We start from the raw sequence: 25,764 nt of genomic DNA on the forward strand, positions 1-25,764 counted from the left end.
CTCGAGCACCGGCACGCCACTCAGCCATGGACGGCATCACGCATGAGACGCAAACCATCACGTCTTTCATCCAGAGCGCTGCACAGGCCGGTATCCCTGGTCATGTCCGCGCTCATGGTCGGCGGACTGATCCAGGCCGCCGCCTCACCCACCGCGGCTGCCTCCGGACACCCGTTGCCGAGTGTGCCCAGGGCCGACAAGCCCGTGGCCGGCACCGACGGGCTCAAGCCCCGGCCCCGACGGCTTACCAAGGGCCCGCGGACGCCGGTCGAACCGCCCCGGCGTTCCTGGCCGAAGCCCGGCACCGCCACCGTGAAGATACCCAAGCACGGCTCCGGCCGGGCCGGTGACCTCCCGCTGCGCATAGCCCCGCCGAAGAGGCCGAAGGACGCTGTCCAAGGCACCGTCGAAGCCCGTCTGCAAAGCAGAGGACAGGCCGAACGCGCCGGTGTCGACGGACTGCTGTTCACCCTCAGAACCACGGACCGCCCGAAGAAGGACGCTGCGAGCGGCTCCGCGAAGGCATCCGCCTCGGGCAGCGCGGGCGAGGTCGCTGTGACCGTCGACTACGCCAGCTTCGCCCAAGCCTACGGTGGCGGCTACGCATCACGGCTGCACCTGGTCGAACTACCCGCCTGCGCCCTGACCACCCCCGCCAAGGACGTCTGCCGCAGGAGCACCCCGCTCGCCACGCGCAACGACACCGACCGCCACACCTTGACGGCGAACACGGTGCCCTTGCGCTCCGGAGCGGTGACCGTCCTGGCTGCCGAGCCGGAGACCGGTGGTGAGAAGGGCGACTTCAAAGCCACCTCTCTGTCACCGTCGGCGACCTGGAGCACCCAGCTCAACACCGGCGACTTCACCTGGTCCTACGACATGCCGGTGCCGGACGTCCCCGGCGACCTCACCCCGGAAGTGGGCCTGGACTACTCCTCCGGCTCCATCGACGGCCGCACCGGCACCACCAACAACCAGGGCTCCTGGGTGGGTGACGGCTTCGAGCTGTCACCCGGTTTCATCGAGCGCCGCTACAAGCCGTGCGCCGAGGACGGGGAGAAGAACGCCGACGGCAACAAGCCGGGCGACCTGTGCTGGTCGTACGACAACGCCTACTTGACCTTCAACGGCAAGGGCGGCGAACTGGTCCCCGCCGGAAACGACGAGTTCAAACTGCAGCAGGACGACGGGACCCGGATCGCCCGCCTGACCAGCGCCGAGCGCGGCAACGGTGACAACGACGGCGAGTACTGGCGGCTGACCGCTCCCGACGGCACCCGCTACTACTTCGGCTACCACCGGCTGCCCGGCTGGACGGACGGCAAGGAGACCACCGACTCGACGTGGACCGTGCCGGTCTTCGGAAACAACACGGGCGAACCGTGTCACGCCTCCGACTTCGCCGGATCCTGGTGCCAGCAGGCCTGGCGGTGGAACCTCGACTACGTGGTGGACACCCACGGCAACGCCATGGGCTACCACTACGCCAAGGAGACCAACTCCTACGGCCGTAACCTCAAGGCCGACGATGACACCCCCTACACCCGCGGCGGCTACCTGCGGCGGATCGACTACGGCCTGCGCTCCTCACGCATGTTCGCCGACAAGCCGCTGGCCCAGGTCGTCTTCGACAGCGCCGAGCGCTGCCTGCCCCAGGACGGCGTCACCTGTGCGGCCGACACCATCGACAGCAAGTCGTCCTACTGGTATGACACGCCATGGGACCTGAACTGCAAGCCCGGCACCAAGTGCGACAACGGCCGACTGACACCGTCGTTCTGGACCCGCAAGCGGCTGACTGCGGTCACCACTCAGCTCCTGAAGTCCGACGGCTCCTACGGCAAGATCGACTCCTGGCAGCTCACCCACCGCTGGGGCATGGCGGACACCGACTACCAGCTGCTCCTCGACGGTGTGCAGCACACCGGCCACACCGCCACCCCGTCGATCACGCTGCCCAAGACCACCTTCGCCTACACCCAGCTGGCCAACCGGCTGGACCGGATCGGCGACGGCTACGCCCCCTTCATCAAGTCGCGGCTGTCCACTGTTGCGGACGAGTCTGGCGGTCAGATCGACGTCAACTACTCCGCGCCGGCTTGCGACGCCGACGCACTGCCCACCCCCGAGACCAACACGACCCGTTGCTTCCCGCAGTACATCGGCGGCGACAGCAGCGACGCCCCGGACCGCGAGTGGTTCAACAAGTACGTCGTCACCTCCGTGACGGCCACCGACCGTACCGGCGGTGCCCCGGACCAGGTGACCGCCTACGAGTACCTCGACGGTGCCGCCTGGCACTTCGATGACGACGACGGCCTCACCAAGGAGAAGTACAAGACCTGGTCGCAGTGGCGCGGCTACGGGCATGTGCGGGTCAAAGGTGGCGGCCAGGGCGGCGCCGCCGCCATGAGGTCGCAGCAGGACCACTACTTCCTGCGCGGCATGGACGGCGACCGCAAGACGCCGACGGGCGGCACCAAGTCCGTGACCGTCACACTCGGCGCCGGCGAGGGCGATGCCATCACCGATCACGAGTCGGCCACCGGCTTCGAGTACCGCACCGTCACCTTCGACCGGCCCGGCGGCAAGGTCCTGGACAAGACAGTGAACCGGCCCTGGCATCACGAGACGGCCAAGAAGGTCCGCGGCTGGGGCACCGTCACCGCCAACTTCACCGGCACCTCCGAGACGAAGGACTACACGTCGCTGGACGACGGCGCCGGCGCCAAGTGGCGTACGACCGCCACCTCCACCAGCTATGACACCGTTGCCGGACGGGCTACCCGGGAGGAGGACCAGGGAGACACCTCCACAGCGGACGACGACCAGTGCACCCGCACGACCTACGCGACCAACGCCGACAAGAACATCCTCCTGCTGCCCGCACGCGTGGAAACCGTTGCCAAGGCGTGTGACGCCACGGTCGACCGGACCGAGGATGTCATCGATGACGTCCGCACCGCCTACGACGGCGGCTCCTACGGCGCGGCCCCGACCAAGGGCGACGTGACGGCGACCGCGCCGCTCAAGAGTGACAACGGCACGAAAGCGACCTACCTGGAAGCGGGCGCCACCTACGACGACTACGGACGCGAACTCACCGTCACCGACCTGACGGCCGACGTGACCGTGACCGGCAGTGCAGACCCCGTGCGCACCACCCGCACCGACGGCCGTACCACCACGACGACCTTCCTCCCGGCCATCGGCCTGCCCACCCAGACCAAGACCACGACGCCGCCCGCCAACCCGAACAACCCGGCGAGCGCCCAGACCGTCACCAAGGACCTCGACCCGCTGCGCGGACTGCTGCTGAAGCAGACCGACACCAACGGCAACGTCACCAACTACGCCTACGACGCCCTCGGCCGCTCCATCAAGGTGTGGCTCGCCGACCGCGCCACGAGCGGTGTGTCGACGTACGAGTACGCCTACTCGGTAACGGAGGGCAAGCCCGTCACCGTTGCCACCAGACTGCTCAACAACGAGGGCGGTCAGATCACGTCGTACAAGCTGTATGACGGGTTCCTGCGCGAGCGTCAGTCCCAGGCGCCCGGCCCGAGCGGTGGCCGGATCATCTCCGACATCTTCTACGACGAGCGCGGACTGACCGCCAAGACCTTCGCCCCCTACTACGCCATGGGCAGCCCTGTCGCCGAACTCTTCAAACCCGACGACGCGTTGGGCGTGGAGAACCAGACCCGCACGGACTACGACGGCCTGGGCCGCCAAGTCGAAGTACGGCAGATCGCCGGTAACGGCGACGGCGGAACCGTCCTGTCCACGACAAAGACGATCTACGGCGGTGACCGCACCACACTGATACCGCCGGTCGGCGACACCACCGTCACCTCCCTGGTCGACGCCCGCGGCAACGTCACCGAACTGCGCCAACATCACACCCGAGACCCCCAGTCCGCCTACGACACCACCACCTACGACCACACCCCCTCGGGCGACCTGCTGAAGGTCACCGACCCGGCCGGCAACAACTGGAGCTACACCTACGACCAACTCGGCCACCAGATCTCCTTCAGCGACCCGGACCGAGGCCGCACCGACACCAAGTACGACGACCACGGCCAGGTGATCTCCAGCACCGACCAGCGTGGTACCGCCCTGTTCAACACCTACGACGGACTGGGTCGCAAAACCGAGCTGCGCGAAGGCTCCGCAACCGGAAACCTCCGGGTCAAGTGGACCTACGACACCGTCACCGGCGCCAAAGGCCAACTCGCCGAGTCCACCCGCTACGTTGACGGCCAGGCGTACACCGCCGCGGTGACCGCCTACGACAAGCTGTACCGGCCCACCAGGACCGCGACGGTGATCCCCGCGTCCGAGGGCGCGCTGGCCGGCACCTACCAGTCCGGCACCGCCTACAAGCCCTCCGGCCTGGTCGCCTCGCTCAGCTACTCCGCAGCCGGCTCCCTGCCGGGCGGATCGATCAGCTACACCTACGAGGACCAGACCCTGCGGCCGATCGCCGTCTTCGGCCAGGGCATGACCTCGAGCGCCACCTACAGCCACACCGGCAAACCGCTCATCTACACCTTCGGCCTGACCAACGGCGGGCAGAAGACCCAGGTCACCAACACCTACGAGTTCGGCACCCAGAGGCTGTCGAGCACGCGCGTCGACCGCGAGGGACAGGCGGGCGTCGACCAGAACGTCACCTTCCGCTATGACGAGGCCGGCAACGTCCTCTCCTTGCGCGATACCTCCCGTACCGGCACCGACAACCAGTGCTTCACCTATGACTACCTGCGCCGGCTCACAGAGGCGTGGACCCAGGGCGACCAGACCTGCGCGGACTCCCCGTCCGCAGCCAAACTTGGCGGCCCCGCCCCGTACTGGCAGTCGTACACCTATGACAAGGCCGGAAGCCGACTGACCGATACCCGCCACGACATCGGAGGCGACACCGCCAAGGACGTCAAGCGCACCTACGAGTACCCTCCTGCGGGCCAGCCCAAGGCGCACCAGCTGTCCGCGCTCACCACCCAGGGACCTGCCGGCACCAGCCGAACCGACTACGTCTACGACGCGACCGGCAACACCACCGACCGCGGCGCGCAGCACCTGGACTGGGACGCCGAAGGGCTCCTCGCCAAGGTCACCGAACCCGTTGACGGCAAGCCCGACAAGGTCACCGAGTACCTGTACGACGCCAATGGCAACCGGCTCATTTCCCGCACGGGCGACCGGACCACCCTGCACCTCGGGCACACCGACGTCACCCTCGACAAGGGCGCGAGCAAGCCGAAGGCGACCCGCTACATCGACCTCGGCAGCGGCCACCAGGCGGTCCGCGCCGACGACGGCAGCTTTTCCTTCACCCTCGCCGACCATCACGGCACCGGCCTGCTCGCCGTCGCCGCTGCCGACCTGGCCCTCACCCAGCGCCGGGTCACGCCCTTCGGTGAGACCCGCGGCACGGCACCAGCCGCATGGCCCGGAACGAAGGGCTTCGTCGGCGGTATCGACGAGACCAAGGACACCGGCTTCACCCATCTGGGCGCCCGCGAGTACGACCCCCAGACCGGCCGGTTCCTGTCCGTCGACCCGATCATGGACCTCGCCGACCCTCAGCAGATGAACGGCTACACCTACGGCAACAACAACCCGCTGGTGTACGCCGACCCGGACGGGAAGTTCTTCGGCTTCCTGGAAATGTTCAAGCTGGTGAAGAAGGCCATCAGCCTGCTCCTCAACAAGGTGCCCAACAAGAACCCGGGCTTCATGCGGCCACGGGCACAGGCACCAGCGGTGAGTAATGGGAAGCTGCGCGGAGCGCTCCAGCAGATCTACCCCAAGGCCCAAGCCAAGAAGGTCTTCGGCGACGGCAAGCTGTCGACGGCCGTCATCCATGAATTCAACACGGGTAAGCCCCTGCCGTCCAAGACTCAGCTGCATCTGCAAAAGGGCTGGGAAACCATGAACGCTCTCTCAGAGATCCTGGAAAACAACCGCAAGGCCAGAGAGACGGGCAAGAGCACAAAGAAAACTCCTCTGCTGTCCGACAGCGATCTGAAGGTGGCCAAAGCCGAGGCCCAGGAACTGTGGGAAGCGCTCAACTCACGCGACGTCACCGGCAGTATCAAGAGGCGGATGGACGCCGACGTCGGCATGAAGAGCGCCGTCAAGACGAGCTTCGATCAGGTAGCCAAGACGCCCGCCGTCAAGGAACTCACGGGGACCGAGTTCAAGCCGGTCCAGTACAAGAGTCCCCAGCCGGTCGGCCAGCCCACCAGGTTGCGTGGCTTCTCCAGGACACTCGGTATCGTCGGCGGTATCACGACAGCCGCCCAGGCTCCCTCTTACGTACACGAGTACGGCTGGGACAGGGGCGCGTGGGAATTGGCCAAGGACATCGTGGACCCGTTCGGGTTCCACGAGGCCCTGGAACCGCCGAAGACGAGTGGAGGCATGTGCCCGCCCGAGAGCTGCGCCTGACCACGAGGCCGGCAGGCTGTCCGTGACAATGAGTCCGGCAAGCCGCGCCCGAAAATGGAGGACGGGGCCCGTCGTACATCCCGCACGCCGGGCCCCGCGCCTGTGACAGCGACCCCCACACCCGACAGGAAGACATGAGCGACACCCCCGCCAAGGAGATCCGGGCCGATGAGATCCCCTCGCTGCTGCTGCGCATGATCCCGGAGTCCGCCGACTCCATCACCGAGACGTACCACCGGCCCGCGAAAGCGGCTGTAGTGACCGAGGAAACGTGGGTGCGGCCGTATCGGCTGCTGGCCGAGTGCTTCACGATGCCTGTGCTGATGCCCGAGCTGGAGAGCGACAGCCCCGACACCGAACTGCTCAGCAGGTGCTGGGAGTTTGTGGAGCGCATCGTGGCCCACCCCACGGAGCATGTCAGCGGCGCTGTCTACTTCGAGGTACTCGAACAGCTTCTGAACGCCCCCGGCTTGGTAGAGGCCGCCTGGCCCTACATGAAGGAACGGACGCGGGCGCGCACTCTGAAGATGCTGGACTCCTACGACGTCCGCCTGCCCGGGATCAACTGGCGCTAGCGACCATGAGGACGGGGCCTGCCGCGCACCTCGCACGACGGGCCCCCGACCCTCAAGCTCCGCTGATGCTTCGCCCCCGGCGCTCCGGCGGTGGTCCCACTCCCGCAGCTGGTGGGCGGGAGTGATTCGCACCGGACTCCACCGTGCGGCTGAGCTGGTTCCGTGGCACCGGGGCGGACTTCACCGCCGCAGCGGGACGCATGGCCGGCCAGGGCAATGTCGCCCTCGGCCTCGACCGGGAGCTTCCGGCACAGTTCCGGCCGCCGTACCGGCTGCTGACGTATGTGTTCGAGCGGCGCGGTGCAAACCCACCGCTGCGGCCTGATGGACCTGGATCCCGGCCTGCGGAAACGGACTGCCTCCCTGCGGCTCGTCCCGCGCAGCAGACGCGAGCGTCCCCGGGGCCGGCTCATGGCTCCCGATCCGGAGCCGGACGACGAGGCACTGCGTCGCTGGTTGACACCGTGTGCGGACAGTGTCATTGACGGCATGAGCGGGTGGGTGGACACGACCCACGTCGAACGCCTGGACGCAGCCGCTGAAGTGCTGTGGCGGCTGGCCAGTGGAAGCAGCCTCCAGCTGGTCACAGGCCCGGAACGAAACCCCGTACAGGAACGCTACGCCGCCGATCTGGCCTTCCTGAGCGGGCTTGGCCTCGGCATTCGTTTCCTGCTCCGTGCCCTGGTCCGCTGGATAGTGGAGTCCGATGACTTCCGAGCCATACAGCGGGGATTTCGGGCACATCGAGGAGCCGGAGGCATGTGCGCGTGGACGTGTTGGTTCCGTCGGCACTCTCACCGCACCGTCGGTCGTGAACCGTCCCCGTTCAGGTCGTGTTCGGGCGGGCCAGGCCGTGGTCGTAGGCGAAGATCACCGCCTGGACGCGGTCGCGGGCGCCGATCTTGGCGAGGATGCGTCCGACATGGGTCTTGACGGTGGACTCCGCGAGGACGAAGTGCGCGGCGATCTCGCCGTTGGTCCAGCCCCTGCCGACGGCGACGAGGATCTCCCGTTCGCGGCCGGTCAGGGCGTCGAGCCTCGGGTCCGCGGCCGAGTGGCCGGTGCCGTACGCCGGGGGGTGACGGGTGAACTCGTCCAGGAGGCGGCGGGTGAGCGCGGGGGCGATGATCGCGTCGCCCGCCGCCACCGCCCGGATCCCGGCGAGGAGTTCCTCGGGCCGCGCGTCCTTGAGCAGGAAGCCGCTGGCGCCCGCGCGCAGGGCCGCGTGCACGTACTCGTCGAGGTCGAACGTGGTCAGCACCAGGACCCGCGAGCGGTCGCCGGCGGCGACGATGCGACGGGTGGCCTCGATGCCGTCCATGCCGGGCATGCGTACGTCCATGAGCACGACGTCGGGCCGCAGTTCCGCGGTCATGCGGACGGCCTCCGCGCCATGGGCGGCCTCCCCGAGCACCTCCGTCTCGGGGATGGAGTCGAGCAGCATCCGAAACCCGTAGCGCTGGAGCGGCTGATCGTCCACAACGAGCACGGTGGTCATCGGGCACCGCCCGGGGAAGTGGGGGCGTGGGTGGTCTTCGGACGTCGGGCGCTGTTCGTTGGCGGCCTCGCGGCGACGTTCTGGGTGGGCACGGTGGTCATCGGGTGCCGCCCGGGGAGGTGGGGGCGTGGGTGGTCGCCGGCCGCTGGGCGCCGTTCGTCGGCGGCCTCGCGGTGACGTCTCCGGTGGGCGTGGTGGTCATCGGGCACCGCCCCGAGGTGTGAGGGGTGTGGGCGTCATCGGGTGCCGTCCCGGGGTGTGAGGTCGAGGGTGGTTTCGACCAGCCAGCCGCCGTCCGGTGTCGGGCCCGCGGTGACGTCTCCGTCGTAGAGCGCGGCCCGTTCACGCATGCCCACCAGGCCGTGGCCTTCCTCGTTCGGTGTTTCCGGGCGGACGGCCGGGCCGCTGTCCCTGACCCGGATGCGCAGCCGGTCGTCCTCGACGAGGACCGCCAGCCGCACCCGGGTGTCGGAGCCGGCGTGCTTCAAGGTGTTCGTGAGGGCCTCCTGGACGATGCGGTAGACGGTCAGCTGGACCCCGCCGTCCAGCGCCTCCACGTCGCCCGCGGTGCGGTAGACGACGTCGAGACCGGCGCCGCGCACCCCCGCGCACAAGGCGTCGATGTCCGCGATGCCGGGCTGCGGGCTGAGCTCCGGCCGCTGCGCGGAACCGTCCGCCTCCCGCAGCACGCCGAGCACGCGCCGCAGCTCCCCGAGGGCCTGCCGGCCGGTGTCGCCGATGAGCCGCAGCGCCTCCGTGCCGCGCTGCGGCTCCCGGTCACCGGCGTAGGCGCCCGCGTCGGCGAGGGTGATGATGACGGACAGGTTGTGGCCGACGATGTCATGCATCTCCCGGGCCACCCGGGCCCGCTCGGTCGCCGTCGCGAGCCGGCTGCGCTGGTCGCGTTCGATCTCCAGCCGGGCCGCCCGCTCGCGCAGCCCGGCCAGCTGGGCCCGCCGGATCCGTACCATCAGACCGAGCGCCACGGCGGCGGTCGCCGTGCTCAGCAGCAGGAACAGCGCGTCCCAGACGGACACCGCGGCCGCCGCCCGCACCGCGACCAGCACCATCGCCGCCGCCATCACCCCGCAGGCCCACGGCAGCTGCCGGGGCCGCCCGTGCAGGGCCAGGCTGTACAGCGCGATGAACAGGGCGACGTCCGCGCGCAGCGCCACGTTCAGCGACCACTGGAGCGCGAACACCGCCGTGATCACGCCGAAGGCCGCCGCGGGCCTGCGCCGCCGCCACAGCAGCGGCAGCACCAGCCCGGCCTGCAACGCCAGCACACCCGCCACGGGCGGATGGGCGAACACCAGCCGGAACCGGTGCGGCCCGTCCTCGTCCCCGGAACCCGGGCTCACCAGGTCCGGCAGGCAGAACATCAGGAAGACGACGACCACCACCGCGGTGTCCAGCACCCAGGGCCGCGCGCGGTCGGCACGGCGCAGCCGCTGGCCGGCCCGGCTGAAGAAGCCGACCAGCGAGCCCGTACCGAGGACGTCGTCGGTGGTGGTCACGGAGGTCACCTGCCCATGGTGCAGGCTCAGACGTCGCTGCGCCGCAGCCGGTACGCCGCGCCCGCCAGCGCGAGCGCCGTCCAGCCGAGGAAAACCAGCAGTCCGGCGCCGGGGGAGAGGGCGGTGGAGTCGTGTGTCAGGGCGAACATCGACTGCCCCGCGTTGCTCGGCAGATAGCGGTTGACGTCGTCCTGCCAGGAGCTGGGCAGCAGCGACATCAGCCCGGGGACCAGCATCAGCGCGGCGACCAGCACCGAGATGCCGCCGGCCACGGACCGCAGCAGCGCGCCGAGCGCGGCGCCGATCACACCGACCAGGCCGAGATAGAGCCCGGCGCCCAGCAGGCTGCGGACGACACCGGCGTGCGACAGGTCCATGGCCGCGGGGGTGCCGGAGACGATGCCGCCGCCGATCAGAAAGGCGACGAACGCCCCGACCGTCCCGACCACCAGCGCGACCAGCCCGAACACGCCAGCCTTTGACCACAGCACGGGCAGCCGGCGCGGCACCGCCGCCATCGTCGAGCGGATCATGCCGGTCGAGTACTCCCCGGCCGTGACCAGCACCCCGAGCACTCCGAGGGCGAGCTGGGCGAAGTTCGTACCGAAGAGGGACAGGCTCACCGCGGTGGCGTGGGCGAAGTCACCGTCGAGGCGGCCGGAGTCGTATCCGGAGCGGTAGCGGGACGCGGCGATCAGCCCGAAGGCCACCAGGAACAGCAGGCCGAGGGCCAGCGTGATCCACGTCGAGCGCAGCGACCACAGCTTGGCCCACTCCGAGCGCAGCACCCGCGGCCCGGTCACCCGGTAGGCGGGGCGCGCGCCGAGGGTCCGGGGCGGTTCGGCGATCGTGGCCGGGGCGCTCATGCCGCCCTCCCCAGGGTCTCCGGGCCGGTGGTCGAGCCGTGGTACTCCACGGCGTCCCGGGTCAGTTCCATGAACGCCTCCTCCAGCGACACCGTGCGCGCGCTCAGCTCGAACAGCGCGATCCCGTGCTCGGCGGCCCGCAGCCCGATCTCCCGCGCGGTCAGGCCGGTCACCTCGAGTTCCTCGGCGCCGATCCGGCCGGTGACCTCGACACCCGGCCCGGCCAGCACCTCACGCAGCCGCGCCGGGTCCTGCGTCGCCACGTGCACCGTGTCCCCGCCCGCCTCGCGGACCAGGTCCCGTACGGTCGTGTCGGCCAGCAGCCGCCCCCGGCCCACGATGATCAGGTGGTCCGCCACCAGCGCCACCTCGCTCATCAGATGCGACGAGACGAACACCGTGCGGCCCTCCGCCGCGAGCGACGTCAGCAGGGTACGGATCCACAGCACGCCCTCCGGGTCGAGACCGTTGACCGGCTCGTCGAGCATCACCGTCTGCGGATCGCCCAGCAGCGCCGCCGCGATGCCGAGCCGCTGTCCCATGCCGAGCGAGAAGGCACCTGCCCGCTTCTTCGCCACGGCGCCGAGCCCGGCGAGGTCGATGACCTCGTCCACCCGGCCGAGCGGGATCCCGTGCGTCAGCGCGAGCGCCTTGAGGTGGTTGTACGCCGAACGGCCCGGGTGGATCGACTTCGCCTCCAGCAGCGCCCCGACCTCCTGGAGCGGTGCCCGGTGCCCGGCGTAGGGGCGGCCGTTCACCGTCACGGAGCCGCCGGTCGGGGCGTCCAGCCCGACGATCATGCGCATCGTGGTCGACTTCCCCGCGCCGTTGGGGCCGAGGAAGCCGGTCACGGTGCCCGGTTTGACGACGAAATCCAGCCGGTCCACGGCCGTCTTCTCGCCGTACCGCTTGGTCAGCTGCGCTGCCTCTATCACGCGTACTCCCTCGCTCGGGCCCCGGGCGCCGACAGCCGGTGCCCCAGGAACAACGCTAAGAACGAGCCGCCCTCGAACCGGTCGTACCGCGGACGGAACCCCGGCCCGGACGTCGTACCGGGGTACTACGACCGGCCGGCCGGCGGGCGACCGCGTACGGTGCCGAATCCCGCCACACCGGATCACTCCACCTGATCGGGCCCGCCGGCGGATGCCACGATGCACGGCATGACCTACCAGTTGCAGCCGATCAGCCCCGAGCAACACCTGACCTTCATCGCGTCCCGGCACCATCTGCTGGGTCTGCTGCGGTTCAAGGTCGGTACCGGTGGGCTCGGCCTCTACATGTCGCGCCGCTGAGGGGGCGGGGTGGTGGACGGCGCCGGGCCGAGTGAGCGGGCGGTGACCCGGGCGAGGTGGCGGGTGAACTCCTCCTGGGCGTCCGGGGTCAGGGTGCGCAGCGCGACCAGCGCGGTGATGACGACGTCGCAGAGTTCGGCCCGGACGTCCGCCCAGGTGTGCGAGACGCCCTTGCGCGGGTTCTGCCCGGTCGCGCCGATCACCGCCTGGGCGACCTCGCCGACCTCCTCCGACAGCTTCAGTACCCGCAGCAGCACGGCCTGCGGCGGGTCGTGCCGGTCGTGCGCGTCCAGCCAGGCCCACAACTCGTCGATGGCGGTCCAGAGATCCGCGGGCGCGGGTGTGCGCGTGTCCTGATCGGTCATGGACGCAGCCTGCCACGACCACGGCTACTCCTCGAACAGCGTCCCCTGCCGGCCCGCCGCCTCCTCGGCCGTCCGCCGCACCCGGCAGTTCCGGGCGCCCACCACGGCCGCGGTGACCGCCGCGGTCACCCCGAGCGCCGCCGGGACCATCCAGCCGCGGTCGAAGACATGGCCGACGGCGTGGTCGAGGGAGAGCCGGCCGGGGCCCGCGACGGCGAGGCCGGCCGCGGCCAGGCCCAGGGTCGCCGCGTACTCGTAGCCGCCCTCCTGGGCGAAGAAGCCGTTCGGCACGTGCACCGCCGCGGCGCCCGCCATCGCGCCGGCCGCCGCCGCACCCGCGGCGGGCGTGGCGAGGCCGAGCGCCAGCAGCGCGCCGCCGCCCGTCTCGGCGAGCCCCGCCGCCGTCGCGCTCGCCCGGCCCGGCGCATAGCCGACGGACTCCATGAACTGGCCGGTGCCCTCGATGCCGTGCCCGCCGAACCAGCCGAACAGCTTCTGCGCGCCGTGCGCGGCCAGCACTCCGCCGGTACCCAGCCGGAGCAGCAGCAGGCCCAGATCACGTCGGTCGTAACAGCTCACGGTGGCTCCCCATGCGGTTCGGGTCGACGGCCGGAACAGGGCTCCTGCCCGGGTGTCCACCGTCGCATCCGGGACCGCGGGGCAGCCCGCCCGGGCCGCCGTTCGGGTGGCGGGGCCCGCGGGGACAGTACGGCGGGTGCGGCCCACTTGTCTGGGGTGGCTCGCGTGTTGTCTGGGACGGTCGGTGTGGCTGGGGTGGCTTGCATGGGGGGTGTGGTGGGGCGGTAGTGCGGCGGGTAGGGCGGGTAGGGCGGGTGCGGGTCCACGGGGGCGGCCCGCCGTGGCTGGGGTGGTTCGCCTGGCGGGGTGCGGGGGCGCGGCGGGTGTGGTCTGTGCGGTGGGGTGGCCCGTGTCGCGGATGGGGTGGGCCCGGTCCACTCGGCTGGGGTGGCTCGTGGCGCGGAGTGTTTCCTGGGGTTGTCCTCGTGCGCGCTTCAACTCCTAGGCTCCCCTCGCATGGAGACCACCACCAGGACACTGGGACGCAGCGGTATCGAGGTGAGCGCCCTCGGCTTCGGCTGCTGGGCCATCGGGGGCGAGTGGGAGGACACCGAGGGCCGGCCGCTCGGCTGGGGCAAGGTCGACGACGACGAGTCCGTACGGGCCGTCCACCGCGCTCTCGACCTCGGTGTCACCTTCTTCGACACCGCCGACACCTACGGCACCGGGCACAGTGAGCGGGTGCTGGGCCGCGCGCTGGGCAAGCGCCGGGACGATGTCGTCGTCGCCACCAAGTGGGGCAACGTCTTCGACGAGCGCACCCGCACTCGCACCGGCGGCGACGACTCCCCGGCCCACGCCCGTCGCGCGCTCACCGCCTCGCTGCGCCGCCTCGGCACCGACCACATCGACCTCTACCAGCTGCACCTGTCCGACGCCGACCCGGCCCACGCGGCCGAACTGCGCGACCTGTGCGAGGAGTTCGTGGCACAGGGCCTCATCCGCGGCTACGCCTGGAGCACCGACGACCCGGCCCGCGCCGCGCTCTTCGCCGAGGGCCCGCACTGCACGGCCGTCCAGCACCGGCTCAACGTCCTCCAGGACGCGCCGGAACTCCTCGCGCTGTGCGAGGAGTTGGACCTGGCGAGCATCAACCGGAGCCCGCTGGCCATGGGGTTGCTGACCGGGAAGCGGCACGGGCCGCCGCCCGCCGGTGACATCCGCAGCAGGCCGCCGGCCTGGCTCCCGGGGTTCGGCGACGGCTCCGGCGCCGACCCGCAGTGGCTGGCCCGCGTCGACGCGCTGCGCGACGTCCTCACCAGTGACGGGCGTACGCCCGCCCAGGGCGCCCTCGCCTGGCTCTGGGCGCGCAGCCCGCGCACCGTGCCGATCCCGGGCTTCCGTTCGGTCGCCCAGGCCGAGGAGAACGCGGGCGCGCTCGCGAAGGGGCCGCTCACCGCCGGGCAGCTGGATGAGGTAGACCGGATCCTCGGCAGGTGAGCGGCCCGGGCGGCGACGGACGAGTCATGGGTGCCCTCGTCGACGAGCAGCACCGCAAGGCTGCAGCCGGGACCCCGCGAGCTGCGATTTTCATAAGACAGCAAATTCCTGGGGCGGTGCGGGCCCACTGACACGGAAGCCGTGTCGGATGCGTGTACGGTTCCCGGGATGCGTGAATGTTCCCGGCTCACGCGGCGCGCCGCCCTCGGCCTGGCGGCCGCCGCCCTCCCCCTGTCCGCCGCCGCCCCCGCGGCCGCCGCCCCGACCGTGATCGGCGGTGAGCTGCTGGCCCGCCCGGGCGTCCAGGTTCGCGGTGCCCGCGGGCTGCCCGGGAAGCTCACGGCCCGCTCGTGGCTGGTCGCCGACTGCGAGAGCGGGGAGGTGCTCGCCGCGTACGGCGCGCACACGCGGCTGGCGCCCGCGTCCACGCTGAAGATGCTGTTCGCGGACACCGTGCTCCGGAAGTTCGACCGCGCCGAGCGGTACAAGGTGACCGAGGCGGATCTGGCCGGGATCCCGGCGGGCTCCAGCCTCGTCGGTGTCAAGCCCGGGATCACCTACACCGTCGAGCAGTTGTGGCAGGGCGTGTTCCTGCGCTCGGGCAACGACGCGGTGCACGTACTGGCCCGCATGAACGGCGGGGTCGCCAGGACGGTCGCCGAGATGCAGGCCAGGGCGGAGGATCTGCAGGCCCTGGACACCCATGTGGTCAGTCCCGACGGTTTTGACCACGCGGGGCAGCTGTCGTCGGCGTACGACCTGACGCTCTTCGCCCGGCACGGGCTGAAGGACGCCGACTTCCGCGGTTACTGCGCCACCAGGACCGCCGACTTCCCGGCGGGCGGCAAGAAGACGTTCCAGATCCAGAACACCGACAGGCTGCTCACGGGGGCGTGGGGCCTGGACAGCTACGAGGGCCTGATCGGGGTGAAGAACGGCTACACCAGCAACGCGGGCAACACCTTCACCGGTGCCGCCACCCGGGACGGGCGCACCCTGCTGGTCACCGTGATGCACCCGGGCAACGGCGGCAACATCGTCTACGAGGAGACGGCCGCGCTGCTCGACTGGGGTTTCGGGAAGGGAAGTTCGGCGCCGGCGGTGGGTGCGCTGGTCGATCCGCTCAGCGAGGGCGGAGCGAGCGCGAGCCCGGAGCCGACGCGACGGTCGGCCCGGGCCGCCGCGGTACCCGTGGCTGAGCCGGCCAAGGAGACCTCGTCCTGGCGCCTGCTGGAGGGCGCGGCGGGCACGGTCGCACTGCTCGGCGCGGGCACCTGGGCCCTACGCCGCCGCAAGTCGGCTGCGCCGACGGAACCGACGGAGGCACCCCCGACCCCCGAGCGCGGCGGCCGCCACCGCAGCTGACGGTCTTTTTTCAGCGGGGGCGAGACACGGCGTCGGCGCGGGACCGCAGCTGCGGCGCCGAAGAAGACCTTGTCCTGCTGTCTTGCGGGGTGCGGCGAATTCGGCCGCGTTGCTCGGTGCGGGTGGAGCGGGCGCGAGCCTCGGGGCCGACGCGGTGGGCCCCCGGCTGCGGTGCCGTAGGTCGGCTGTGGCGGCGGGGGCCGCCTCGAACCGTCGGCGCGGGACCCCGGCTGCGGTGCCGTAGTCGCGCTGCTCGGGAATGGGGCGGCAGCCGTTCCGTGCCCGGTGCGTACCTCTGTTGTGAGGTCCACCCCCACCCGGGCTCGGTGGAACGGCTGCCGCTTCCCCCCCTCGGAGTGGTCCAATTGTGAAGCTCTGATGGAGGAAAGTTGAGCATAGGCTGCCGACCGGCCGCAAGAGGGCGGAGGTTCGAATTCCGGTTGTGCAGGTGGGGAGTTGGCGGGCGTGCGGCCGCTCAGCCCCGCCCCACGTACGGCATCGCCGTCGCCAGCACCGTCGCGAACTGCACGTTCGCCTCCAGCGGCAGCTCGGCCATGTGCCGCACGGTGCGGGCCACGTCGGCGACATCCATCACCGGTTCCGGGGCTACCGCCCCGTTGGCCTGCAACGCCCCCGTCTCCATCCGCACCGTCATGTCGGTGGCCGCGTTGCCGATGTCGATCTGGCCGACCGCGATGCCGTACGGCCGCCCGTCCAGCGAGAGCGACTTGGTCAGGCCGGTCAGCGCGTGCTTGGTCGCGGTGTAGGCGACCGACTGCGGGCGGGGCGCGTGCGCCGCGATCGAGCCGTTGTTGATGATCCGGCCGCCCCGAGGGTCCTGCCCCTTCATCTGCCGGTACGCCGCCTGCGCGCACAGGAACGCCCCGTTGAGGTTGGTGTCCACCACGTGCCGCCAGGCGTCGTAGGGCAGCTCCTCGACCGGGATCCCGCCAGGACCGAACGTGCCCGCGTTGTTGAACAGCAGGTCGACCCGGCCGAAACGGTCCACGGTCGCCGCGAACAGCCCGGCCACGTCGTCCGGCCGTGCCACGTCCGTGCGCACGGCGAGCGAGTCGCCCTCGGGGGCGAGCGCCGCCGTCCCCGCGAGCCGCTCGGCCCGCCGCCCGGCCAGCGCCACCGCCCAGCCCGCGCGCAGCAGCTCCACGGCCACCGCCCGTCCGATACCGGACCCGGCGCCGGTCACCACCGCGATCTTCGATTCCCTGTCGGTCATGGCACCGCAGCGTAGGCGCCGACTCCGTCAGGCGGAATCCGCCATCCGCCATCCGACCGGCAGGCGGTCGGCCCAGCCCGTCCTCAGACGGGCACGGCCTCCCCCGGGTACCGCACCCCGACCCGTTCCCGGATCGCGTCCAGCGTGCGCATCACGGCGAGCGTGCCGGACAGCGGCACGAGCGGGGACTCCGGCTCGCCGGCCCGGAGCGCGCGCATGACCTCCGCCGCCTCGTGCCGCAGGGTGTGCCGCGGGCCGTCGGACGGGTCGAGGACGAACTCCTCGGCATCGCGGCCGTCGCGGTGCAGCACGAACCGCTCCGGGTGGAAGAAGCCGCTCGGTACGTCGATCCGGCCGAGCGACCCGGTCACCGACGCGGTGACGGACGTACCGCCGACGATCGAGCAGTGCACCGCGGCCAGCGCCCCGCCGTCCCAGGACAGCAGCGCGCCCGTCTGGAGGTCGACACCCTCCGCGGACAGCACCGAGCGGGCCTCGACACCGGCCGGCTCGCCGAGCAGCAACTGCGCGAACGACACCGGGTACACGCCGAGGTCGAGCAGCGCGCCGCCGCCCAGCGCCGGGTCGCGCAGCCGGTGCGCGGGCGGGAAGGGGCCCGCGAGCCCGAAGTCGGCCTGCACGGTGCGGACTTCACCGATCGCTCCGTCGTCGACCAGCGCCTTCAGCCGGCGTACCAGCGGATTGCAGTACATCCACATCGCCTCCATCAGGAAGCGTCCCCGCTCGCGCGCCAGCGCGACCAGCTCCTCCGCCTCGGCCGCGTTCAACGCGAACGCCTTCTCGCACAGCACGTTCCGGCCGGCCTCCAGGCACAGCCCGGCCGCCGCCCGGTGCGCCGAGTGGGGGGTGGCGACGTACACGACATCGATGTCCTCGTCCCGGGCCAGCGACTCCCAGTCGCCGTACGCCCGCGGGATCCCGAACCGCTCGGCGAACGCCCGCGCCGAGTCCTCGGTCCGCGAGGCCACCGCCACGATCTCGGCGTCCGGCAGATCCACCAGATCCGCCGCGAACGCGGCCGCGATGCCGCCCGTCGCCAGAATGCCCCACCGCACGCTCTGCTCCGCCATTCCGGCCCCGCCCTCGCTCATGACTGCCTCGGCACTGTGTACGAACTGAGAGCATAGGTGCCTGTTCCACCGGACGGGGCGGCCGCACAGGCCGCAAGGGGAGGGGACCCATGCCCGAGCGCGCGACGGCGCCGACACCCGAGTCGGCACCGACACCCGAGAAGGCACCGACACCCGAGAAGGCACCGACACCCGAGACGGCACGCCCGGCCGCGGGAGGCGAACCCCGCCGCTCCGCGGCACGCCGCACCGGCCTGCTCGTCACCCTCGTCCTCGGCGGCCTCACCGCCACACCCCCGCTCGCGCTGGACATGTACCTCCCGGCGCTGCCGGAGGTCACCCGCTCCCTGCACGCGCCCGCCGCCACCGTCCAGCTCACCGTCACCGCCTGCCTGGCCGGCATGGCGCTCGGGCAACTCGTCGTCGGCCCGATGAGCGACCGCTGGGGCCGCCGCCGCCCGCTGCTGGCCGGCCTCGCCGTCTACGTCGTCGCCACCGCCCTGTGCGCGGTGGCGCCCACCGTCGAGGCGCTGGTCGCGCTCCGGCTGGCGCAGGGCCTCGCCGGCGCGGCCGGGATCGTGATCGCACGGGCCGTCGTCCGCGACCTGTACGACGGCATCGCGATGGCCCGCTTCTTCTCCACCCTGATGCTGATCTCCGGCGCCGCCCCGATCGTGGCACCCCTGATCGGCGGTCAGATCCTGCGGGTGACGGACTGGCGGGGCGTGTTCGCCCTCCTCACCGTGGTCGGGGCGGCACTGACGACGGTGGTCTGGCTGCGGCTGCCCGAGACGCTGCCGCCCGGCGAACGTCACAAGGGCGGGGTCGGCGCGGCCCTGCGCGCCATGCGCGGGCTCCTCGCCGACGCGCCGTTCACCGGCTACCTGCTCACCGGCGGCTTCGCCTTCGCCGCCCTGTTCGCCTACATATCCGCCTCGCCGTTCGTCATCCAGAACATCTACGGCGCCTCCCCGCAGACCTTCAGCCTGCTGTTCGGCCTCAACTCGGTCGGCCTGGTCGTCGCCGGGCAGATCAACGGCAAGCTGCTGGTCGGCCGGGTCAGCCTGGACCGGGTGCTGGCCGTCGGCCTCGCGGTCACCGTCCTCGCGTCGAGCGCCCTGCTGCTGATGTCCCTCGGCGCCTTCGGCCCGGTCGGCCTGGCGCCCGTCGCCGCCGCGCTCTTCGTGCTGATGTCCGCGATGGGCCTCACCCTCCCCAACGCCCAGACCCTCGCCCTGCTGCGCACCCGGCACACGGCAGGATCCGCCGCCGCGCTGCTCGGCTCCTCCACCTTCCTCATCGGGGCGGTCGCCTCCCCGCTCGTCGGCATCGCCGGGGAACACACCGCCGTGCCGATGGCCGTCGTCCAACTGGCGGCCGCAGCGGTGGCCGTCGCCTGTTTCGTGGGAATGTGCCGTCCATGGAAGGCGCACGCGGGCGCACCGCGCGCGGGCATCCGCCCGTCGGGCGTGGCCGAGCACACCAGGGAGGAGAGCTGAGCGCACCGAGACTGCGCGTCGACACACCGGAACGGGCCGGACTCGACCCCGCGGAACTCCGGCACCTCGTCCAGGAAGCGCACGCCCTCACCGGCGGCGACCGCCCCTGGGCGCCGGGCGTCGTCGTGGTCGCCGGGCGCGGGCCGGTGATCGCCGTGCAGGAGGCGGCGGGCTGGGCGGTCCGGTACACCGCGTACGACCCCACGACGGACCGCGGTGTCGAGCCGGCGCCCGCGGACCGGGTGCCGATGACCCTCGGCACGCCCTTCGATCTGGCCTCCGTCACCAAGCTGTTCACCGCCGTCGCGGCCGTGCAGCAGATCGAGCGGGGCACCCTGGGCATCGACGCGCTGGTCGGCGCCTATCTGCCGGAGTTCCGCGCGGCCGCCCGGCACCGCGTCACGGTGCGTCAGCTGCTCACCCACACCTCCGGGCTGCGGCCCGAACTGCCGCTGTACGACTGCCCGGACGACACGGCCCGGCTGGCGATGCTCCGCGCGGAGGCGCCCACGGCGCCGGCGGGCAGATACCGCTACTCGGACCTGAACCTGCTGCTCCTCCAGCTCCTGCTGGAGCGGATCACCGGCCGCACCCTCGACGTCCTGGTCCACCAGGGGATCACCCGGCCGCTGGGGATGACGGCGACCCGGTTCGGACCCTGCCCGGACGCGGCGGCGACCGAGGACCAGCGGCGGCCGTGGGCCAAGGCCGACCGGGGCATGCTGCGCGGCGTTGTCCACGACGAGAACGCCTGGGCGCTCGGCGGGGTGGCCGGCCATGCCGGGCTGTTCTCCACGGGCCGGGACCTGGCGGTGTTCTGCCGGACCCTGCTGGCCGGCGGACAGTACGGGCCGGCCCGCATCCTCGGCCCGGACTTCGTGGAGCTGCTGCTGACCCCGCCGGGGCTGGGGTTCGCCCTCGACCAGCGGTGGTTCATGGGGGAGCTGGCGGGCCGGGGAGCCGCCGGGCACACGGGCTTCACCGGCACCTCACTGGTCCTGGACCCGGCCACCGACACCTTCCTGGTGCTGCTGGCGAACACCGTGCACCCGCGCAGACGCGAAGCCGGCAGCACCCCACGCGCCCGCGCCGCGACCCGACTGGCCCGCGCCGTACGCCGCACGCCCCACCGGGACTGAACCCCGGGCACGGCAGCGCACGCGGCCCACCGGGGCGCGGCCGGCACGGTTTCGGAGGGGTGTGCGGGGGCTCTTACAATCGGCTGGTGAACGAGCCTGTACGTCCGGCCGAACGACTCCGGGCCGCGCTGGCGGAGCTGCTCGACGGGCTGCCGCCGTCGCAGGCGGCCTCGGCCGTGGAGCGGCTGATCGCCAACTATCGCGGGGCCACCCCGACCGACGCGCCGATCCTGCGGGACCGCGCCGACGTCGCCGCGTACGCCGCGTACCGGATGCCCGCGACCTTCGAGGCGGTGCGCTCCGCGCTGGCCGCGTTCGCGGCGGCCGTGCCCGGCTGGGCGCCGGCCGGCCACGCGGATGTCGGCGGCGGGACCGGCGCCGCGACCTGGGCGGTCAGCGCCACCTGGGCGGGCAGCCGGCCGGTGACCGTGCTGGACTGGGCCGAGCCCGCGCTCGCCCTGGGCCGGGAGATCGCCGCCGCCCACCCGGCACTGCGCGACGTCCACTGGCGGCGGGCCCGGATCGGCGCCGGGCTCACCCTCGACGCCGTCGACCTCGTCACCGTGTCCTACGTCCTCAACGAGCTGTCCGCGGCCGACCGCACCGCCCTCGTCGACGCGGCCGCGACCGCCGCGCAGGCCGTCGTGATCGTCGAGGCCGGCACCCCCGACGGCTACGCCCGCGTCATCGAGGCCCGGGACCGGCTGATCGGCGCCGGGTTCCGGATCGCCGCGCCCTGCCCGCACAGCGCCGGCTGTCCCATCGTGCCCGGCACGGACTGGTGCCACTTCGCCGCCCGGGTCAGCCGCTCCTCCCTGCACCGGCAGGTCAAGGGCGGCTCGCTGCCGTACGAGGACGAGAAGTTCAGCTACGTCGCCGCCACCCGCGCCCCGGCGGGACCGGCGCCCGCGCGGATCGTCCGGCGCCCGCAGATCCGCAAGGGACAGGTCCTGCTCGACCTGTGCGAGACCGGCGAACGGCTGCACCGCACGACGGTCACCAAACGCCACGGCGACCTGTACAAGGCGGCCCGGGACGCCGAGTGGGGCGACCCCTGGCCGCCCGCCGCACCGGATCCCATGGGTTAGCTTCACCCCATGGTCAAGAAGCCCGCCCCGGACGCCAGCCGACGCAGCGAGAGGTCGCGCCGCGCCATCTACGCCGCCGCCCTCGCCCTCGTCGTCGAGGTCGGGTACCCGAAGACCACCGTCGAGGCGATCGCCGCCCGCGCCGGGGTCGGCAAGCAGACCATCTACCGGTGGTGGCCGGCCAAGGCGGACGTCCTGCTGGAGGCGTTCCTGGACCTCGCCGAGCAGGCGGCCCGGGAGCTGGGCCAGGAACCGTACGCGATCCCCGACACCGGGGACCTCGCCGCCGACCTCCGGGCGGTGCTGCGGGCCACCGTCGACGAACTGCTCGACCCCCGGTTCGAGGCGCCCTCCCGCGCCCTCGCCGCCGAGGGCGTCGTCAACGAGCAGCTGGGCCGGGAGTTCGTCGCCAAACTGCTCGAACCACAGCTCCAGCTCTACGTCGACCGGCTCCGCTCCGCCCAGGACGCCGGGCACGTACGGGCCGACGTGGACCCGCGGATCGCCCTGGAGCTGTTCGTCTCGCCGCTGGCCCAGCGCTGGCTCCAGCACACCGGACCGATCTCGCACGCCTACACGGACACCCTCGTCGACTACGCGCTGAACGGCCTGGCCCCGCGCTGACCGCACCCCCCGGACGGGGCCGCGGTCTCCTGCGGCGCCGAATGGTGGGACCATGGGGCATGTTGTCCGCACTCCAGCGAGGCGAGGGGATTGATGAGCGCGACGTTCGGCGGCCGGTCCGGCCGGCAGGGCAAACTCTCCCAGTGGCTGCGGGGCCGCCGCACGTCACCGACCGCCGACACCGGCGGCCGTGAGGAACTGCTGCTCGCCGCCGCCGCAGCCGGACTGCCCCTCGCACCCGCCGCCCACCCCGCCCCCGGGTACCGCTGTTCCTGCGACCGGGTCGGCTGTCCCACCCCCGCCCGGCACCCGGTGTCCTTCGCCTGGCAGACGCAGTCCACCACGGACCACGCCCAGATCGAGCGCTGGGCCCGGCACCAGCAGCAGGCCAACTTCATCACCGCGACCGGCATGGTGCACGACGTCCTCGACGTGCCCCTGGAGGCCGGCCGGCAGGCGCTGCGGCGGCTGCTCGACTCCGGCGTCGAGGTCGGCCCGGTCGCCGAGAGCGACGACGGCCGCCTGCTGTTCTTCACCCTCACCCGCGGCACCCCCGAGGACGAGGACGAGTGGTGGCCGTGCGAGCTGGACTGCCACCCCGAGACCATGGACGAGCACCCCGGGCTGCGCTGGCACTGCCGCGGCTCGTACGTGCTGGTGCCGCCCGCCCGGCTGCCCGGCGACGACGACCAGCAGGTGCGCTGGGTGCGCGGCCTTGAGCATGCGCTGCCCGACCCGCTGAGCCTCCTGGAGGCCCTCACCGACGCCTGCGCCCGGCACGCGCACGAGGAGACCGACCACGCGGGCACGGGCTGGCCGCTGCGCCACTAGCGCAGTCCGCGGGGTGGGACCGTGGCCCACTGCGCGGCACGGCCCATACAGCCTCAGTTGCCCTGGGCCGCTGTCAGTCCCTGGATACGGCCCAGCAGTGACACCTGTCCGCTCCCGGCGCCGCGCTTCGGGTCGAGGGCGACCTCGTTGGAGACGAACTCCAGGGTCAGCGACTGCTTGACCTCGCCCTTCGTCAGGGCCTGCACGTCCTTGCCCGGGGCCGGCACGGAGGCGCCCGCGGCGGCGGTCTGCTTCTCGAAGTGGCGTGTGGTGAAGAACACCAGCGCCCCGCCGTCGGCCGTGCGCAGCGCCAGCGGCGCGTAGTCGCCACCGGTCAGCGGCTCGTCGATGTACTGCCGGGCCAGCCCCGGCTTGCTGGCCTGCCGGGCGCGCGTGGCGCGCCAGTCGCTGGTGTGCACACCGTCCGCGAAGGCGCTGCCGCCGCTCTTCAGGTACGTCGCGTACTGCTCGCTCAGTTCCTTGGGCGGTACGGCCAGGTCGGCCGAGCCGGTCGGGACGGCCTCGGCCCAGCCGTCCTCGTCGAGCTCGAACTCCGGCAGGCTGTCCGGGGCGACCAGCGTGAGATACGCCACCTGGAACGGCTCGCTCAGGTCACCGCGGGTGAAGACGAACAGCCAGCGGGCGCTGCCGCCCTTGTTGGCGGCGGTGTCGGCGACGAACCAGCGCGGCCAGCCGGCCTTCTTGGGGATGGTGAACTCGGCGTCCGACAGCTTCAGCGGCTGGTGTCCGGAGTTGCCGCCGGGGCTGTTCGCGTGCCCCGCCGTCAGCCGGGCCTCGTCGATGTCGGCGAGCGCGCCCGTGATGTAGTCGGCGTCCAGGGAGCTGTCGAACGCCTTGTCCGCCGCGTTGTAGGCGTCCGTGAACTTCTCCAGCGCCTTCGCCGCCTCGGCCTTGCTGGTGGCCGGGAGCACCTCGCGCTCTCCGTGCACCACCACGCATCCGCTCGCCGTCAGCGACAAAGCGGTCAGCGAGGCCGCTATGAGTGCCTTCCGGCCACGCCTGCGGAGCCCTTGCGGGCTGCGATCCCTGGTCATGAGGTGCCGTCACCTTCCCCTTCCCGGAGCCGAACCCTACCGGGCGTTTCACCGGCTCGGGACAGCCCGCTCGGGCGTCGTGGGTTGGGGTGCCGTTCCGTGGGCTCGGACTGGCCGTTCGGGCCGGGTGGTGGGGTGGCTGCGGGTGTGTCGTGGCTGAGCGCGCAGTTCCCCGCGCCCCTTCGGGGCGCGGGCGTATCACCGGGCTGTGGTGGTGTTGTGCGGGCCCGTGGCTGTGACCGGGAGGGTTGGCTGTTGTGGCGGGGGAGTTGACCCTGAGGTGCCGTTCCGCGGGCTCGGACTGGCCGTTCGGGGCGGGTGGTGGGGTGGCCGCGGGTGTGTTGTGGCTGAGCGCGCAGTTCCCCGCGCCCCTCCGGGGCGCCGGCGTATCACTGGGCTGTGGTGGTGTCCGGGCTCGTTGGTTGGGGGGCGGCTTCGGTGGGGGTGGATGGGCGGAGGAACAGGGTCAGGGTGGGGATCAGGTACAGGAGCCATACCGTGACCTGGATGATCGTCGGGTCGGGCTGGAAGTTGAGGACGCCCTTCAGGAGAGTCCCGTACCAGCTGTCCGGCGGAATCGTGTCGCTGATGTCGAAGGCCAGGTCCCGGATGCCCGGGATCCAGTTGGCCTCCTGGAGGTCATGGACGCCGTACGCGAGTACGCCCGCCGCGACCACCACGAGCATGCCACCGGTCCAGGTGAAGAACTTGGCCAGGTTGATCTTCAGCGCGCCCCGGTAGAACAGCCAGCCGAGCAGCACCGCGGTGGCCAGCCCCAGGGCGACGCCGATCAACGGCCGCGGGGTCCCGTCGCCCGCCGCGTGCACGGACGCCCACACGAACAGCGCGGTCTCCAGCCCCTCCCGGCCCACCGCGAGGAACGCCGTGGCGACCAGCGCCCCCGTGCCCATGGCCAGCGCCGCGTCCAGCCTGCCGTGCAGTTCGGACCGCAGATGCCGGGCGGTGCGCCGCATCCAGAAGACCATCCAGGTCACCAGCCCCACCGCGAGGATCGACAGCGAACCGCCGAGCGCCTCCTGGGCCTCGAACGTCAGCTCCTGCGAGCCGAATTCGAGCGCGCACCCGAAGCCCATGGCGATGGCCACCGCGATGCCGATGCCGATCCAGATCGGCCGCAGGGCGTCCCGGCGCCCGGTCTTGACCAGATAGGCGATCAGGATGCACACGACGAGGCTCGCCTCGAGCCCCTCGCGCAGACCGATCAGATAGTTGGAGAACACGGG

At 71.9% G+C, this 25,764-nt stretch carries 20 protein-coding genes; 10 read left to right on the forward strand and 10 right to left on the reverse strand.

Features of this window, described 5'->3' with window-relative positions:
• The first annotated feature begins 102 nt into the window (after positions 1-102).
• Both CTZ28_RS03745 and CTZ28_RS03750 read left to right on the forward strand, forming a co-directional pair.
• Complete coding sequence (locus CTZ28_RS03745; protein ID WP_259471467.1) at positions 103-6,459, forward strand: RHS repeat-associated core domain-containing protein; 6,357 nt, start codon at positions 103-105, stop codon at positions 6,457-6,459.
• Between the two features lie 134 nt (positions 6,460-6,593).
• The gene (locus CTZ28_RS03750; protein ID WP_121887758.1) at positions 6,594-7,034 is read left to right on the forward strand and encodes a hypothetical protein; all 441 of its coding nucleotides are present in this window, start codon (positions 6,594-6,596) and stop codon (positions 7,032-7,034) included.
• A gap of 826 nt (positions 7,035-7,860) precedes the next feature.
• On the opposite strand, the gene CTZ28_RS03755 is transcribed toward CTZ28_RS03750, so the two are convergent.
• The 4 genes from CTZ28_RS03755 to CTZ28_RS03770 form a co-directional block, all read right to left on the reverse strand.
• The gene (locus CTZ28_RS03755) at positions 7,861-8,532 is read right to left on the reverse strand and encodes a response regulator (protein ID WP_121887759.1); all 672 of its coding nucleotides are present in this window, start codon (positions 8,530-8,532) and stop codon (positions 7,861-7,863) included.
• A gap of 236 nt (positions 8,533-8,768) precedes the next feature.
• Positions 8,769-10,058 carry a sensor histidine kinase gene (locus CTZ28_RS03760; protein ID WP_121887760.1) on the reverse strand — a complete coding sequence of 430 codons (1,290 nt, stop codon included), beginning with the start codon at positions 10,056-10,058 and terminating at the stop codon, positions 8,769-8,771.
• Between the two features lie 17 nt (positions 10,059-10,075).
• Positions 10,076-10,915 (reverse strand): ABC-2 transporter permease, encoded by an 840-nt coding sequence (locus CTZ28_RS03765; RefSeq protein WP_121887761.1) that lies wholly within the window; start codon positions 10,913-10,915, stop codon positions 10,076-10,078.
• Positions 10,912-11,850, reverse strand: a complete 939-nt coding sequence (locus CTZ28_RS03770; RefSeq protein WP_121887762.1) for an ATP-binding cassette domain-containing protein — start codon at positions 11,848-11,850, stop codon at positions 10,912-10,914. Before CTZ28_RS03770 ends, CTZ28_RS03765 begins: the two co-directional genes overlap by 4 nt.
• A gap of 228 nt (positions 11,851-12,078) precedes the next feature.
• Between CTZ28_RS03770 and CTZ28_RS48005 the strand changes: the two genes are divergently transcribed.
• Complete coding sequence (locus CTZ28_RS48005; RefSeq protein ID WP_259471468.1) at positions 12,079-12,210, forward strand: hypothetical protein; 132 nt, start codon at positions 12,079-12,081, stop codon at positions 12,208-12,210.
• On the opposite strand, the gene CTZ28_RS03775 is transcribed toward CTZ28_RS48005, so the two are convergent.
• Positions 12,192-12,575 carry a MazG-like family protein gene (locus CTZ28_RS03775; protein ID WP_121887763.1) on the reverse strand — a complete coding sequence of 128 codons (384 nt, stop codon included), beginning with the start codon at positions 12,573-12,575 and terminating at the stop codon, positions 12,192-12,194. The two genes, CTZ28_RS48005 and CTZ28_RS03775, sit on opposite strands and share 19 nt — an antisense overlap.
• Before the next feature lie 24 nt (positions 12,576-12,599).
• Positions 12,600-13,154, reverse strand: coding sequence for a DoxX family membrane protein (locus CTZ28_RS03780; protein WP_121887764.1), 555 nt, complete (start codon positions 13,152-13,154; stop codon positions 12,600-12,602).
• 456 nt (positions 13,155-13,610) lie between these two features.
• Here CTZ28_RS03780 and CTZ28_RS03785 point away from each other — a divergent pair, with 456 nt between their 5' ends.
• Complete coding sequence (locus CTZ28_RS03785) at positions 13,611-14,594, forward strand: aldo/keto reductase (RefSeq protein WP_121887765.1); 984 nt, start codon at positions 13,611-13,613, stop codon at positions 14,592-14,594.
• 168 nt (positions 14,595-14,762) lie between these two features.
• Positions 14,763-15,959 carry a D-alanyl-D-alanine carboxypeptidase family protein gene (locus CTZ28_RS03790; protein WP_121887766.1) on the forward strand — a complete coding sequence of 399 codons (1,197 nt, stop codon included), beginning with the start codon at positions 14,763-14,765 and terminating at the stop codon, positions 15,957-15,959.
• Positions 15,960-16,434: 475 nt separating this feature from the next.
• On the opposite strand, the gene CTZ28_RS03795 is transcribed toward CTZ28_RS03790, so the two are convergent.
• Positions 16,435-17,193 carry an SDR family oxidoreductase gene (locus tag CTZ28_RS03795; protein WP_121887767.1) on the reverse strand — a complete coding sequence of 253 codons (759 nt, stop codon included), beginning with the start codon at positions 17,191-17,193 and terminating at the stop codon, positions 16,435-16,437.
• Positions 17,194-17,276: 83 nt separating this feature from the next.
• On the reverse strand, positions 17,277-18,284 hold the full coding sequence (locus CTZ28_RS03800; protein WP_121887768.1) for a Gfo/Idh/MocA family protein: 1,008 nt from the start codon (positions 18,282-18,284) through the stop codon (positions 17,277-17,279).
• A gap of 110 nt (positions 18,285-18,394) precedes the next feature.
• Here CTZ28_RS03800 and CTZ28_RS03805 point away from each other — a divergent pair, with 110 nt between their 5' ends.
• The 5 genes from CTZ28_RS03805 to CTZ28_RS03825 all read left to right on the forward strand — a co-directional run bounded on the left by CTZ28_RS03805 (position 18,395) and on the right by CTZ28_RS03825 (position 23,465).
• Positions 18,395-19,783, forward strand: coding sequence for a multidrug effflux MFS transporter (locus CTZ28_RS03805; RefSeq protein WP_121887769.1), 1,389 nt, complete (start codon positions 18,395-18,397; stop codon positions 19,781-19,783).
• Entirely contained in the window at positions 19,705-20,922 is a 1,218-nt protein-coding gene (locus tag CTZ28_RS03810; protein WP_121887770.1) for a serine hydrolase domain-containing protein, read from the forward strand. The genes CTZ28_RS03805 and CTZ28_RS03810 overlap by 79 nt, the downstream gene beginning before the upstream one ends.
• An 86-nt stretch (positions 20,923-21,008) precedes the next feature.
• Complete coding sequence (locus CTZ28_RS03815) at positions 21,009-22,010, forward strand: small ribosomal subunit Rsm22 family protein (protein WP_121887771.1); 1,002 nt, start codon at positions 21,009-21,011, stop codon at positions 22,008-22,010.
• Between the two features lie 9 nt (positions 22,011-22,019).
• Positions 22,020-22,634, forward strand: a complete 615-nt coding sequence (locus CTZ28_RS03820) for a TetR/AcrR family transcriptional regulator (protein WP_121887772.1) — start codon at positions 22,020-22,022, stop codon at positions 22,632-22,634.
• A 93-nt stretch (positions 22,635-22,727) separates the two neighbouring features.
• A complete protein-coding gene (locus tag CTZ28_RS03825) occupies positions 22,728-23,465 on the forward strand; it encodes a bifunctional DNA primase/polymerase (RefSeq protein ID WP_121887773.1) in 738 nt (245 codons plus the stop codon).
• Positions 23,466-23,518: 53 nt separating this feature from the next.
• On the opposite strand, the gene CTZ28_RS03830 is transcribed toward CTZ28_RS03825, so the two are convergent.
• Together CTZ28_RS03830 and efeU are read right to left on the reverse strand one after the other, a co-directional pair.
• Positions 23,519-24,520, reverse strand: a complete 1,002-nt coding sequence (locus CTZ28_RS03830) for an SCO2278 family lipoprotein (protein ID WP_121887774.1) — start codon at positions 24,518-24,520, stop codon at positions 23,519-23,521.
• A gap of 389 nt (positions 24,521-24,909) precedes the next feature.
• The gene (gene efeU / locus CTZ28_RS03835) at positions 24,910-25,761 is read right to left on the reverse strand and encodes an iron uptake transporter permease EfeU (protein WP_121887775.1); all 852 of its coding nucleotides are present in this window, start codon (positions 25,759-25,761) and stop codon (positions 24,910-24,912) included.
• Positions 25,762-25,764 lie beyond the last annotated feature (3 nt).

The sequence above is a fragment of the Streptomyces shenzhenensis genome (assembly GCF_003688995.1).
Classification (GTDB): domain Bacteria; phylum Actinomycetota; class Actinomycetes; order Streptomycetales; family Streptomycetaceae; genus Streptomyces; species Streptomyces shenzhenensis_A.